This is a genomic window from Vibrio sp. YYF0003, from assembly GCF_036350715.1.
Taxonomy (GTDB): Bacteria; Pseudomonadota; Gammaproteobacteria; order Enterobacterales; family Vibrionaceae; genus Vibrio; species Vibrio natriegens.
In genome coordinates this window covers 972,898-986,850 of record NZ_JAZDWA010000001.1, presented here as the reverse complement: position 1 = coordinate 986,850, position 13,953 = coordinate 972,898, and the positions used below count along the sequence as shown (strand labels likewise).

Below are 13,953 nucleotides of genomic sequence, written 5' to 3'. Positions count from 1 at the left end.
CTTCACTATGACATTTTAGGAATATTAGCTGTCAGTTGCTTCAGAACATATTGAAGAATACCCCCCGAGTTAAAATACTCCAGTTCCTTAGGGTTATCTATACGAGCAGTAACAGGTATGGTGAGTTCAGCACCTTGCGCTGTTACTACGATAATATTGAGCTCCAATAACGGCTTTATAGGTTCATGGGGGGCAATAAAAACAGTCTCATTACCCTCTAAAGTCAGTGAATTTAATTCATCTGGTCGCATCAGTTGAAGAGGCAGTATGCCCATACCGACTAAATTACTACGATGAATTCGCTCAAACGATTCCGCGATGACCGCTTTCACATTCAATAACAAACAACCTTTTGCCGCCCAGTCACGACTAGAGCCTGAACCATAGTCTTTGCCTGCAAATATTACCAACGGAACGTTAAGTTCGATTGACCTCCTGCTGGCGTCGTAAATAGGAATGATGGGAGGCGCTTTCTCAGTGGTTGACATGTTACAGTCATCCAGTTTGGTATCGCCGTAACATCGCGTGACACCGCCTATCGTCGGGGAGGCGATTTTGTTTTCCAAACGTACATTTGAAAAAGTCCCACGAACCATGATGTGATGATTTCCTCGGCGTGACCCATAGCTATTAAACTCTTCGGGTGTGATGTTTTTTGAAAGTAGATATTGACCCGCCGGACTATGTTCTGAAATGCGGCCTGCTGGTGAAATATGGTCGGTTGTAATTGAATCCCCCAAAATGGCTAATACACGCGCTGATTCAACAGGAAAAGTCGGCGGTGGTATTTCCAAAAAAGGAGGGCGTTGTATGTAAGTAGAGCCTTCGTCCCAAGGGTAGCAGGGGCTATCTTTCATTGACAATTGTTCCCACTCTTCATCACCTTCAGTAATGTCGCTGTAGCTCAATCTAAAGTGGCTCTCATGGACTTGATTTAGCATTTCATCCAGCATGGCTTGGCTTGGCCACAGATCTTTTAGATAGACGGGCTCGTTGTTACTATTGAGCGCAATTGGGTCTTTTTCTAAGTCAATACAGGTCGTACCCGCTAACGCAAATGCGACGACTAAAGGTGGCGAGGCAAGCCAGTTTAGGCTAACAGAGGGGTGTACTCTACCTTCAAAGTTGCGATTACCTGATAATACCGACGATACATTCAGGCTGTTTTCCGAGATCTCAGTTTCAAGATTGTTTTTTAATGGGCCAGAGTTACCAATGCATGTTGTGCAACCGTATCCAACTCGATGAAATCCCAATAGGTCGAGGTAGTCTTGCAAACCCGTATCATTGAGATATCGAGCGACAGCTAATGAACCGGGGGCGAGAGAAGTTTTGACGTAGCTAGGAACGGTTAACCCTTTTTTAACTGCTGCCTTAGCCACCAAACCCGCAGTCAGCATAACAGCGGGGTTTGACGTGTTAGTGCACGAGGTGATAGCTGCAATGACGACATCACCATGATGTAAGGGTCTGGATGAGCCTGGCTGGTTTGAGTTTACGGCACCTTCAATAGCACATTGGTCAAGAGTCGCTTGCTTAATGGCGCTGATATTAAGTCTGTCTTGAGGTCGTTTGGGCCCTGCTATTGAGGTACCGATGGCAGATAAATCGACTACAACATTTTCGTCATACTCTGGTGAAGGGCAGTTTGTATCCCACCATAGCTCTTGCTCTAGAGCGTACGCCCGCACTCTATCAATCAGTGAAGAAGGGCGGTTTGTTAGGGTTAAATAGGCGATAGTATTTTCATCAATTGGGAAAAATCCGCAAGTGGCTCCATACTCTGGTGCCATATTGGCAAGCGTTGCTCGGTCTGCCACCGATAGAGTGGCTAAGCCGTCACCATAGTACTCAACGAACTTACCGACCACGCCATGAGACCTTAACCTTTCTGTGATCGTCAAAACCAAATCGGTCGCAGTCACACCGGGACGCAATTGCCCATCAAGACGTACTCCGACAACTCGTGGGATAGCGATATTTAGTGGCTGACCAAGCATTGCAGCTTCGGCTTCTATGCCTCCCACTCCCCAACCCAACACGCCTAACCCGTTTATCATAGTGGTGTGGCTATCGGTTCCTATTACCGTGTCTGGTGTTAACACTCTTTTTTCGTCTTCGCGCACAACTTGAGATAGATATTCCAGATTAACTTGATGGCATATCCCCTTACCGGGAGGGATCACTGTCAAGTTACGGAAGTTGTTTTGTGCCCACTTTAGAAATGTATAACGCTCTCTATTTCGTGCCATTTCATGTGCACGATTTGTTTGTATCGAAGATTCTGAACCTGATTGATAAACAATTAACGAATGGTCAATGACAAGATCAACCGGACATTTAGGTGTTACATAACTCGGATCTCCGCCTTCTTGAGCTACTGCATCTCTTATTGCGGCTAAATCGACTAAAGCAGGTATCCCAGTATAGTCCTGCATCAGTACTCTACTAGGATAGAAGCTCAATTCTGATGAATGACCGTTGTTCTCTGAGTCGAGAGCCTTATTTTTAAAGAGCAATGCTTCAATAATTCGAGATGACTCTTTTAAATCAGAGGTTTGTCGCATTACATTTTCAATAAGCAGACGTTTAGTTACGGGAATTTTGGACAGGTTTACTTGAGAATCTTGGGCAAGTTTTTTTAATGACCAGTATCTATATTCTGTACCTTTTAAATTCAGTGACCTTAGATATGTTTGGCGCCATGTTTTCTCGTTAGTGGGTATCATGATTTGTTTCCTTTCAATGATGGTTGACCTTTATAAAAGGCACCTCCTTGTCATAGACTGTTTTCTGGGACATTTTTATATTTCCCATATCCAAATAGCTTTGATCAGCTGAAAATCTATAACCTGAAAGGATCAGAGTTGAATTTCGAAAAGAAGGAAGAAGTTGGAATGGACTTTTACCATCAAACAATAACTAGACAAAAAATGAAGGCCAAGCTTTTGATTGTTATGCCTTCAGCCGTATCTAGATGAGAGCCACGTTTGTTGCGTGCGGTCCTTTCTCACCTGGTTCAACTTCAAAACTTACTTTTTGTCCTTCCAAAAGGGTCTTAAACCCATCAGACGAAATCGAACGGAAATGGACAAAAATATCCTTGCCATCACTATCTTTGGTGATAAATCCAAAGCCTTTATTCTCGTTAAACCATTTTACTGATCCAGTCTCTCTGTCAGACATATATACCTCGACTAATCCTATAGGTTAAGGCTCTGATAACTAGAGCCATTTCATAGTCACTCAAGGGGGCTGTCGCAGAAGTTAAACGAAAAATTTCGAAAATAACTGTGAAAGGAAACTTGTTTTATAATGAAAAAATAACTCAAATTCGCGGAGCTACTTTAAGTATAAGCCTTAAATTGAAAATAGTTAGTTTAGTCTTCGGTCATATTTTAATTTGGTTGTAAGGTTATGATTTTAAAAATATCAGTAAGTTTTTAATGCGTTAGCTAACAAAAAATGACTTTATGCCGACTGCGAGCAAATAGCCGAATTTGCAACAAGCTGGTATTTGCGATACTTACAATAATTAACAATTTGCTAATTTAACTAGTGCTGTTACTCACTTTTGTCTATTTTATGCTGACTTGTGTAGTATCATTGTTTCTTTCATAGCCAATGTGGATGCGGTACGAAATGCAGTTAACCATCAAAATAGGATTATATGTGGGCAAGTTACCTAAACCGACACAAAAGCAGAAACAACTTGGTCTTAATCCGAAAGGAAAAAGGATTAAGCGGATACCAGAAGAGTTGAAGAGAAAGGATGTCCACAAACGAATAGAATATATTGAGGAACAAAAGACGTGGGATAAGGAATGGGGATTGTGAGTTCAAGAAACCTCTCTGAACTTATCAATACGACACTCCTCATGCATTCTGAAAAACTGAGTAACTTGGAAAGAGACATGCTTGCTGGTTTACTCGATCAACTCTATTGTGAACAGGCTTTGACAGACAAACAAATTAAACTGTGTCAAAGGCTAATACGAAAAACTAATCAAGCCTGTGTATTTATTGATGACACTCCAAACGAACCGTGATTGCTAGGCAATATCACTGTTCGATGCTATCAACCCAGCCTTGCTCAGGCGTCAATCGAGTCAGCACTTGATCCATTAAATCTTTGATTTCAATTTGGTCAGTACCCTCTGGCGCATGATGCTCTGCTGAGCGCTTAGCGTTGGTTAGGTTTTTCATGAAGATAGCTTCGCTATCCATCACAGCGTGTCTCACGTTGAAGTAAGTGACCTGGTAGGTCGGCATAGTATTATTCCTTCTGTGGGGGCGTGAAGATGTGATGCTTTCAATATAGCACTTTTTCATGCTATAGCGTTCTAACTGACTTAGCCTTCTTGATTAAAATTGACTAGTCAACTCACTGATTATCAATAAATATGAACGCAAAGCCTACTTCTCATCCTTACAATATGATGATGCGGGTTCGGCTCTCGCTGTACGCTCCAAATCCACAAACCAACGCGCACTATGACTGACATTTGTCATCGCCCACCATTGTTTAAGCAACTTAACGTCGCTCTTGCTATGATGTCCCTCCCAGACATGTCGTGGGTGCTAATGATACTTAGAGATTATCTATTGAAGAGCACGGTCTTTCTATGGGCAAATATTGAGCATGCCTTGAGGGGGGGGAATAAACAAAATACATGGTGCAACACCCATACTTTTCCTAATACCTAATAGTCTAAATAGAGTAAATTGCCTAACCAACTAATTAGATGGTACGCCCCTCCATTCCACTAAACTCGATAGTGTCGGGGAAAGGAAAGGTAACCATCATGAACAGCACACATATTATCGGTATAGATTTAGCGAAACATGTCTTTCATCTCGTTGGCCATGATTGTTGTGGCAGAGAGACTTTTCGAAAGAAGTTAACCAGACAGAAAACCCTTCAGTTACTTTCAGCCCATGAGCCTGTCATTATTGCAATGGAGGCTTGTGGTGGCAGCCACTGGTTTGCTCGAAAATGCCAAGAGTATGGTCATCACGTAAAGCTGATTCCCGTGCAATACGTTAAGCCTTACGTCAAAACTCACAAGAACGACTTCATTGATGCAGATGCTATTGCTGAAGCAGCCATTAGGCCAAAGATGAGATTTGTTTCTCCCAAAAGTGAACAAGCTCAACTTAGTATCGTTGTTCGTAAAATTCGTTCTGGTTACATAAAAGAACGAACTGCCTGTATGAATAGGATTGGCTCCATGCTTTTGGAGTTCGGGATCAGCTTTCCAAGGGGTCATCATCAGATGAAGAATCTTTTTCAGTGGTTGGCAGATAGTAAAGAAGTAGTGCCCCCTTTACTAATTCTCGAATTAAGGAGCCAGCTTGATTACTACAACCTGCTAAACAAATGGATCAAAGAGCAGGAAGAAAAACTAGAAGCGTTAAACAAAGACAATGAGTTAATGACCATTTTACAAAGCGTACCTGGGATTGGGCCAATGACAGCTTCCTGTTGCCTATCAGTTGTGGCAGATCCTAAAGATTTTAAGAATGGCCGTAACTTTGCCGCGTGGTTAGGTTTGGTTCCATATCAGTATTCCACTGGAGGCAAACCTCGGATGCTTGGAATATCTAAGCGTGGAAATAAGGAACTTCGAGAACTATTTATTCATGCTGCGCGTGCAGTTATGTGGAGGGATACCTCGGCAGAAAAATATTTCGGCACTTGGCTTATTGAATTAAAACAACGGAAACCATTCAATGTGGCACTCGTCGCTTTGGCCAACAAACTAGCAAGAATCTCATGGTCTGTTATGGTCACTGGTAAGGTATTTGAGATCAGAACTTAATCAAGGTTTGCAGATGATAAAGAAAGATGACAAAACGGTTAGACCACCAGATTGAAGACCTTATGGACAAAACAGCATCTACAGTGCTTACAAACTTTTGAGGACAATCTGGCGCGGATCTCATCGTAGAGCGGGACGGTTGATGAAGTGAACGTCTTATAAACTCTGAATACATTGACGCAAACCAGCTCCGTTATTTTTAATTATCAACTTGCAAAACGGGGCGTACCATACATTTTGTCCAAAAGCTTGTTAGAACCCACTTACTTTCATTTGTGATCACCAAGCGATTCTGTCGTACCTTAATTACCAAGCGACTTTGTCATTGCAATCGCTATCAAGGGTGAGTGTCGGGGCTGAATTGGTTTGAACTGATGAGAACAACAAATAGTCAAGTTAATACTAAACTGCTGCACTTTTAACCCAGCAGCAGTTTAGTATTATCATGATTATCTGATTACTTATTTTGAAGCATGATAGACATGCACAGCTGTAAGAATGTTTCTTACATTCAAATTGCTAAGACGTTGCCGATTTTTAGTAAATGACACCTTATGGTAACCATAAATGTCACTATATGGTTCTTGTAATCATGTAAGACGCTGATTTTTAAAAGGTAAGGGTGTCATTTTATGGTCCTGGCCACACCAATTAATTGAGGGTAATCGAAGGTTGGTCTACCTTCGAACTATCATCGGAAAGCCTTATCCAAAGTTTAGAACGCCTCACCAAGTTTGGGGGCACTATCGGAGAATGATTTATATAACAATCATTTAAGTTTCAAGTCGCTTTTTCTAATCAGTTAGAAACGATTTACCGCAACTGACCACAAATTGAGATTTTGGTGAAAAATTACCAAAGGCGAGCTAGGCTGCTCTGTTCGGGCACGTTCGTGCCCCAAATGGTTTAGTCTAACTGTCACTCGGATTGGTAGATGCTCCCGTTAGTCATACTTTTTGTAATTTGAGTCGCACTTCTCTACTGTTGATGCATACATCTCAAACTGAAGTCATACATACTAATGTCAAATAACCTTGTTTCTTGATTTCACTGTAGTAAGTAAAAGGGACTGTGATGATAAAAATAGATATTAAGTTTTTCGCATTATTAATTTTATTATTAAATACAAGTGCGTGCTCATACAATAAAAATAGCTATATTTATGACAATTTTATTGACGAGATTATAAACGCAGGTAGCACTGAAAAATTAGTAAGTGCTCTTACAGAGAAGTTGAGTGTTGGTGATGACGCTAATTATTCTGAAATATTGAACGAGTACGCTTCAAAGTATGTCTTTAACGATAAATATAAAGCTCGTTTGAGTCAGGGGTATAGAGAAATTTTTACGCCAGATGAAATGAAGGTATATGTATCAGCGCATAATTCAGAAGCTTGCCGCGCAATGTTGAATTTGGAAACTGTAATCCAAGCAAAATTAGTAAATCAAAATGTCGAAGCATTAGACAACACTATTTCTAAAGAGAAAATAGTAGCCTGCTATTCTTTATTAGAACACTCAACGACGGTAAAACAAAGAGAAGAAATTAAAGCCTTATTATCATCAATCACAGACGAGTTTGTAAGAAGTACCCATCCTCAACTTGTCGAAATGATTAAGAAGTATAAGCTCATTAAAGGTATTGTAAATCGTACAAAAAAAGAGATGGAATTCCCGGTTGCTGTAGATGAATTTCAAATTTATTTAGATGTTATAGCTGGCCATAATTACCTAGAAAATGTCTATGTTTATAAAGACACATTTTCAGAAAACGAAATACTAGATATTGATAAAAATGGTTTAAGGGCTCGCGCTTGCGAAACCTCTGACGTACTGAAAATGGGGATTAATGAGCATTACACATGGCTGGATATAAACCACCAACATCTTATGACGTATGTTATTACAGAAGAAGATTGCTAAAGTGACACGGTATGAGTAGGCTACGCTATAAAGTGTATTTTCCATACTTCAGGTAGTGGATGGCAGTGACAATTGCTAACTCACTTTTGTCCAGAACCTTCACAGTGGGCACTTTCTAACGCAAAAGTGCCCCAAAGTTAGCTAAGTTAATGGCACTTTGTTCAATGTGCCTTCGCGCTTTCCCTATTTAAAGTAATCTGATAACTACTCTTTGGGTTTCAGAAGTTCACGCTTTTCGATTAAAAAATCCATTAACACGCGGATTTTTTTAGGCATGTTCTCTCGTGAAGGTATGTATAAATAAAACCCCGGAAACTCTTTACACCAAGGTGCAAGAACTCGAGCTAGCCTTCCTTCACTTATGTGCTTTTCCACCCACAAATCAATATGCTTCACTAAACCAACACCCTGTATTGCCGCTTGTAACATACTGTGGTCATCATTAAAAATCGCATTGCCTTTAGGCTCGAAAACGACGGTGTGTTTTTCAACATCAGGAGAGGTTAGCGACCAATGGTCGATTGTTCCGCTCGAGGTAAAACGATAAGCAAGGCAATTGTGATCTTCTAAATCATCAGGAGTCTGAGGTAGTCCATTTCGCTCAAAGTATTCAGGAGAGCCCACTATTGCCGTTGTTAACGGTGGGGTAATAGGAACCGCGACCATATGTTCATCCAAGCTTATTCCTAAGCGAATGCCCGCATCAACGCCTTCTGCAACGATGTTAGAGAATCCATCATCCATGATTAACTCTAAGCGTATTTTGGGGTAACGAGATAGGAACTCGCCAAGGTGAGGTTCAATAAGCAGCCGAGCTGCGGTTCTCGAAACGCTTATACGAATTAATCCTGAAGGTTCTAGATGGGATTCGTTCAGTTCACTCACAACTTGTTCAATGCTAGTCAAAGACGGTTGCAAAATATCAAGCAGACGTTGGCCTTCTTCCGTTAACGACATACTTCTGGTTGTTCGATTAATTAATCGAACTTGTAGCTGTTGTTCTAACGCTTTTAGGTGCTGTGATAAGGCGGCACGGGTTATCCCCATTTCTGAGGCCGCTTTAGTGAAACTGCGATGGCGAGCAATATGTGCAAACCATGTCAGTGATGAAAGTAAAGAAGGTTCAATTCGCATTTGTTAAGTATAACTAAACAGTCATGTAGATAAAACGATATTTATCCGAAACAGTCTGTTGGCTAATATTACATCGAAGCTTAGGTCATCAGCCTGAAATGAACAGTTAACCTCTAACGGAGAATGTCGCTATGTCTAAAGTCACTTTCAAAAATCTAAATGGTCAAGGTATTGAGATTTCTGCGGTTATCAACTTCCCTAAAGATTTTGATGCAAGTAAAAAATATGCAGCTGTTGTTGTTTCACACCCTGGTGGCGGCGTGAAAGAGCAAACAGCAGGTTTATACGCGAGTAAACTTGCGGAAAACGGCTTAATTGCTATTGCTTTTGACCGTTCATACCAAGGAGAAAGCACGGGTCAACCTCGTCAAATGGAAAACCCATACATTAGTACTGAAGATGTGAGTGCTGTAGTCGACTATCTAACAACATTGGACTATGTCGATAACGACAAAATTGGTGCGATGGGTATTTGTGCCGGTGCGGGTTACAGCGCAAACGCGGCGATTAATGACCGTCGTATTAAAGCTTTAGGCATGGTTAGCGCAGTTAATATCGGTCAAATGTTCCGTAATGGTTGGGATAATTCGGTTAACGATGCTGATGCCCTTGGTTACTTAGAGTTTGGGTCGAATGCACGTACAACTGACGCTAATGGCTCTGAATACGCAATCATTCCTCTAGCTCCGATGCGTGAAGAAGATGCACCAAACGCAGAACTGCGAGAAGCATGGGAATATTACCACACACCACGTTGTGAACATCCAAATGCTCCGGGTTTTGCTCTAACCCGTAACTTAAACCAGATCATTACTTACGATGCGTACCACAAAGCGGAAGCATTTTTGACTCAACCAATCCTTGCTGTCGTTGGTAGTGACGCAGGCAGCAAGTGGATGAGTGATGACCTGATGGATCGAGCTGCGAGTTCAGATAAAACCTTGTATGTCATTGATGGTGCAAACCATATGTCGCTTTATGATGTTGCCGAACACGTCGATGACGCAGTATCCCAACTCGCTTCTTTCTTCCAACGCACTCTTTAATATTCCCCGATGAAAGGCTCGATTTCTTTGAGCCTTTCTACTCTCAAGGCTTTTTACTCTTAAGGTATTGATTATGAACATGCAAAAAATCACTTTCAGAAATGCTGATATGGCTTGGGATATGTCTGCATTAGTTTTATTCCCAGAAGGCTTTAATGAATCAAAACGCTACCCAACAATGATAAGCGTTCATCCTTTTGGTAGCTGTAAAGAACAAACATCCAGTGCTGTCTATGGTAAGGCTCTTGCTGAGTTAGGTTACGTCGTGATCGCATTTGATGCGAGTTTCCAAGGAGAGTCGGGGGGATTGCCTCGCTACGTAGAAGATCCAAGTCAACGTGTTGAAGACATCAGCCGCGTTATCGACTATGCAGTGACTTTACCTTATGTCGATGAGAATAGAATTGGTGGACTCGGTATCTGCGGTGGTGGTGGTTACATCATCAATTCAGCCCTAACCGAAAAGCGCTTGAAAGCTGTCGTAGGTATTACGCCAGTCAACTTAGGCCGCTTATTTCGTGAAGGCTTTAGTATGTACGACCCTATCGCCAACCTGGAATCTATGGCTGCACAGCGAACAGCCGAAGCGCGTGGCTCAGAATTGCAAATCAATGAACTTCTTCCTCCAAGTGTTGAATTTGCAAAAGAAAATGGATTAACAGAACGAGACGTGTTCGAAGCTACCGAATACTATAAAACGCCACGTGGACAAACCGAAGGTGGAGCAACACGTATGTTGTTCTCACATGCACAGAAAACGCTAAGCTGGGATGCCTTTGCATTCGCAGAAACGTTATTGACTCAGCCTGTTATGGCCGTGGTCGGCCAAAAAGTAGGGGCGTTTGGTGCTTATCGTGATGGACAGGAAATTTATGGTCGCTCTGTTCAATCAAAAGACCGCCAACTGGTTAATTTGGAAAACTGGTCTCACTATGAACTGTATGACCATCCCGAAGCGGTAAGTATGGCAATGGACAAGGTTTCTGCATTCCTTAGAACACACCTAAAGTAATCTAAGCAGTTCGAAGCGTTTTGTATGGTTACAAAGCGCTTCTTTTTAACACCGTAAGATTTAGTTTGAAGTGGGTAAGTCAGTAAATATGACACGATGGATAATTATAATTGCAGTATTCGCTATTATAGTGGCCTTAACTGTTGCTTTTGTGGTGACGCGAGTTGAAAGCTCGCAGTTTTCAAAGAATAAGTCATTAAGGCAAGTAGGCTCTCTCCCTGTAGCGACTCAATCAAAAGTTGCTGTAGTTGTGTTCTCTCGCTCTGGGAGCACTGGTGTGCTGGCAAACCATATAGCAGATAAAAGGAATGGACACCTCTACGAGATTACAGCGGAAGACTATGATCTTGGAATTCCTGGGTGGATAAGTGCGTTAAAGGATGCTCGCAACAATATTGCTGATATCAGTCCAAAAACTATTGACCTATCAACTTATGAAACAATTTATTTAGGCTCGCCTATTTGGTTATACAGCCCAGCACCACCAATATGGCAGTTTGCTAAAAATAGTGACTTAACAGGTAAAGATGTTGTCCTATTTAATACCTTTAACAGCAAGTTTGAAGAAAGTTTCATCAGAGACTTTGAATCATTAGTTCGTTCAAAAGGCGCGGTTAGCTTTAAACATCAATATGTGAATCGTGGACGTATGGGAAATCAGATTTCGACTCAGGAAATGCTAAACAACTTTGACAAATTGGAGTGAGGTTAATAGCGTCAAGATAGTCAAATAGCATAAAAATGATTTAGCATGATAGACATGCAAAGCTGTAAGAATGTTTCTCATATTCAAACTGCTAAGGCGTTGCCGGTTTTTAGTCAATGACACCTTATGGCTTCAGCTAAAGAAATACATAAATTATCTAAATAACTTCATGTATTGTCAGTCGTCATAGCATTCTCCTGTGAACAACACTTACGTGATGCACTTTAATCCCACGACTGATAGCGAGTTTAAGTACGTGTTCATTCCAAGTGCTTAAACTGCAACGCCACTAGTCGCTGATAGAGCTCACAGCTTTGCATCAATGATTGGTGGTTACCAATATCAACCAGTGCGCCATTGTCTAAAACCGCTATCTTATCTGCATGTTGGATGGTCGATAAACGATGAGCAATGATCAGTGTGGTACGGCCTTTCATTAGAGCCTCAAGCGCTTGCTGAACATGATGTTCACTTTCGCTATCGAGGGCGCTGGTGGCCTCATCAAGCAGTAGGATTTTGGGATCTTTAAGAATGGCACGCGCAATCGCAATTCGCTGTTTTTGTCCTCCTGATAGCCTTACGCCGCGCTCGCCTAAAAAGCTGCGATAGCCTTCAGGCAGCTTTTCAATAAACTCATGTGCATGGGCTTTTTTCGCCGCTTCGATAACTTGTTCGTCCGTTGCCTCTGGGTTGCCGTAGCGAATATTGTGGAATACGTCGTGGCTAAATAAAGCGGGTTGCTGAGGAACGAGTGCCATTTGCTGACGAAGCTCTTTCGGGTCAAACTGGCGAATGTCCACGCCTCCAAACAGAACCTGGCCTTGTTGTGGGTCGTAAAAACGTTGTAGTAGTTCGAAGAGTGTCGTTTTACCAGCACCTGACGGACCAACCAACGCCAATACTTTACCTTGCTCAGCGGTGAGATTTAATTCCTTAATGGCCGGTTGGTCGGGACGAGAAGGATAGTTGAAATTAACCGAGCTAAATGCAACCTCTGCTGAGATGGTTGTGCTTATTGGTAAAGCACGGTCTGGCGCACTAATATCGCTTTCAACTTGGAGAATCTCAATCAACCTTTCAGTGGCACCAGCAGCCCTCTGTAGCTCGCCAAGCACTTCAGAAATGGTTGCTGTGGAGGACGCGACCATAATGGCATAAAACACAAATGCTGCTAGGTCACCGGCTGACATTTTACCGTGGATGACATCGCTGCCACCTACCCAAAGCATGCCAGCAATCGCGCTAAACACGATCACAATGACACCCGATATTAAAATCGCGCGTTGCTTTACTCGCTGTCTACCGACCTCAAATGCTTTTTCTACTTCCACGGCAAAGGCGGCTTTCTCATGTTGTTCTGAGCTAAAGCTTTGTACTGTTTTAATATGCTCTATCGCTTCTCCTGCATAGCTGCCCACATCTGCCATGGAGTCTTGGCTTTGGCGGGATAGTGCACGCACTCGTCGCCCATAGACCAAAATAGGCACCAAAACGAAGGGCACAGAAGCCAGTACAATCAGAGTGAGTTTAAAGTTGGTCGCAAACAACATAATGATCGCGCCAATACACATTAACGCACTGCGCATGGCCATCGAAAATGAGGAGCCGATAATGCTCTGCAGCAAAGTCGTGTCAGTGGTGAGACGCGACATAATATCGCCACTGCTGTTGGTCTCAAAATAACTCGGGTGCAGAGAAATAACATGGTTAAACACCGCGAGGCGAATATCAGCGCTAACGCGTTCACCTACTGATGAAACAAGATAGAAACGAAAGAAAGTACCGATAGCAATACACAGAGTGACACCGACAATAAATTGAATCGCACTCGTTAGTTCTTGCAATGATTGTTGAGCAAACCCTTGGTCGATCAGCATGCGAACTCCATAGCCCACCGATAGCGTCAGGCTTGCGGTCGCGACTAGTGCGATCAAGGCTGCGGTAACTCGCCACTTATAAGGAGAAACAAAGGTGTTTAGCTTAAGAAGAATGCTGAGGTTTTTGTTATTTTTACTGCTCATGAGTGGTCCACAAACCTTTAATAGTATTTGGAATAGTAAGTCACTTAGTCTGGTGAAACCAGTAGCGTTTACTTTTGAGGAACGATGAACGGTATTTACTATAAAAATGAAAAGATAAACTGGTTATACAAAAAGTGGGTGGCAAATGTGTATAAGCGATCTTTTCTTCTTAAAAGAGTCTGAGCTACTTTCACCGCTAAAACGACCATGTTTCCTAACGGACTAATCTGATGAGATTGTACAGACAGCGCTAATTTCTGGCTTTTCAAAACAGTTGAAACTAATACTT

The 13,953-nt window shown here is 42.1% G+C and carries 10 protein-coding genes; 5 read left to right on the top strand and 5 right to left on the bottom strand.

What is annotated here, in order from left to right; translation table 11 throughout:
* Window positions 1-5 precede the first annotated feature (5 nt).
* From acnA to V1U08_RS04310, 3 genes are all read right to left on the bottom strand, one after another.
* Complete coding sequence (gene acnA / locus V1U08_RS04320) at window positions 6-2,729, bottom strand: aconitate hydratase AcnA (protein ID WP_330470006.1); 2,724 nt, start codon at window positions 2,727-2,729, stop codon at window positions 6-8.
* 244 nt (window positions 2,730-2,973) lie between these two features.
* The gene (locus tag V1U08_RS04315; RefSeq protein ID WP_005378997.1) at window positions 2,974-3,186 is read right to left on the bottom strand and encodes a cold-shock protein; all 213 of its coding nucleotides are present in this window, start codon (window positions 3,184-3,186) and stop codon (window positions 2,974-2,976) included.
* An 876-nt stretch (window positions 3,187-4,062) separates the two neighbouring features.
* Window positions 4,063-4,272 (bottom strand): hypothetical protein, encoded by a 210-nt coding sequence (locus V1U08_RS04310; protein ID WP_014234823.1) that lies wholly within the window; start codon window positions 4,270-4,272, stop codon window positions 4,063-4,065.
* A 533-nt stretch (window positions 4,273-4,805) separates the two neighbouring features.
* On the opposite strand from V1U08_RS04310, the gene V1U08_RS04305 reads away from it, so the two are divergent.
* Both V1U08_RS04305 and V1U08_RS04300 read left to right on the top strand, forming a co-directional pair.
* The gene (locus tag V1U08_RS04305; protein ID WP_330470005.1) at window positions 4,806-5,822 is read left to right on the top strand and encodes an IS110 family transposase; all 1,017 of its coding nucleotides are present in this window, start codon (window positions 4,806-4,808) and stop codon (window positions 5,820-5,822) included.
* 1,074 nt (window positions 5,823-6,896) lie between these two features.
* Entirely contained in the window at window positions 6,897-7,745 is an 849-nt protein-coding gene (locus tag V1U08_RS04300) for a hypothetical protein (protein ID WP_330470004.1), read from the top strand.
* Between the two features lie 204 nt (window positions 7,746-7,949).
* Here the strand turns inward: V1U08_RS04300 and V1U08_RS04295 are convergent, their stop codons facing one another.
* Window positions 7,950-8,879: a LysR family transcriptional regulator gene (locus V1U08_RS04295; RefSeq protein WP_330470003.1), complete on the bottom strand. Its 930-nt coding sequence runs from the start codon at window positions 8,877-8,879 to the stop codon at window positions 7,950-7,952.
* A gap of 131 nt (window positions 8,880-9,010) precedes the next feature.
* Between V1U08_RS04295 and V1U08_RS04290 the strand changes: the two genes are divergently transcribed.
* The 3 genes from V1U08_RS04290 to V1U08_RS04280 all read left to right on the top strand — a co-directional run bounded on the left by V1U08_RS04290 (window position 9,011) and on the right by V1U08_RS04280 (window position 11,643).
* A complete protein-coding gene (locus tag V1U08_RS04290) occupies window positions 9,011-9,925 on the top strand; it encodes an alpha/beta hydrolase (protein WP_330470002.1) in 915 nt (304 codons plus the stop codon).
* A 73-nt stretch (window positions 9,926-9,998) separates the two neighbouring features.
* The gene (locus V1U08_RS04285; RefSeq protein ID WP_243978602.1) at window positions 9,999-10,937 is read left to right on the top strand and encodes an alpha/beta hydrolase; all 939 of its coding nucleotides are present in this window, start codon (window positions 9,999-10,001) and stop codon (window positions 10,935-10,937) included.
* An 88-nt stretch (window positions 10,938-11,025) separates the two neighbouring features.
* Window positions 11,026-11,643, top strand: a complete 618-nt coding sequence (locus V1U08_RS04280) for a flavodoxin family protein (RefSeq protein ID WP_243978887.1) — start codon at window positions 11,026-11,028, stop codon at window positions 11,641-11,643.
* A 260-nt stretch (window positions 11,644-11,903) separates the two neighbouring features.
* Here V1U08_RS04280 and V1U08_RS04275 read toward each other — a convergent pair whose 3' ends face one another.
* Window positions 11,904-13,664 carry an ABC transporter ATP-binding protein/permease gene (locus tag V1U08_RS04275; RefSeq protein ID WP_020335381.1) on the bottom strand — a complete coding sequence of 587 codons (1,761 nt, stop codon included), beginning with the start codon at window positions 13,662-13,664 and terminating at the stop codon, window positions 11,904-11,906.
* Window positions 13,665-13,953 lie beyond the last annotated feature (289 nt).

Bases quoted from the DNA above. Each gene is read 5' to 3' on its own strand.
- acnA (WP_330470006.1), bottom strand. From the start codon at position 2,729: ATGATACCCACTAACGAGAAAACATGGCGCCAAACATATCTAAGGTCA.
- V1U08_RS04315 (WP_005378997.1), bottom strand. From the start codon at position 3,186: ATGTCTGACAGAGAGACTGGATCAGTAAAATGGTTTAACGAGAATAAA.
- V1U08_RS04310 (WP_014234823.1), bottom strand. From the start codon at position 4,272: ATGCCGACCTACCAGGTCACTTACTTCAACGTGAGACACGCTGTGATG.
- V1U08_RS04305 (WP_330470005.1), top strand. From the start codon at position 4,806: ATGAACAGCACACATATTATCGGTATAGATTTAGCGAAACATGTCTTT.
- V1U08_RS04300 (WP_330470004.1), top strand. From the start codon at position 6,897: ATGATAAAAATAGATATTAAGTTTTTCGCATTATTAATTTTATTATTA.
- V1U08_RS04295 (WP_330470003.1), bottom strand. From the start codon at position 8,879: ATGCGAATTGAACCTTCTTTACTTTCATCACTGACATGGTTTGCACAT.
- V1U08_RS04290 (WP_330470002.1), top strand. From the start codon at position 9,011: ATGTCTAAAGTCACTTTCAAAAATCTAAATGGTCAAGGTATTGAGATT.
- V1U08_RS04285 (WP_243978602.1), top strand. From the start codon at position 9,999: ATGAACATGCAAAAAATCACTTTCAGAAATGCTGATATGGCTTGGGAT.
- V1U08_RS04280 (WP_243978887.1), top strand. From the start codon at position 11,026: ATGACACGATGGATAATTATAATTGCAGTATTCGCTATTATAGTGGCC.
- V1U08_RS04275 (WP_020335381.1), bottom strand. From the start codon at position 13,664: ATGAGCAGTAAAAATAACAAAAACCTCAGCATTCTTCTTAAGCTAAAC.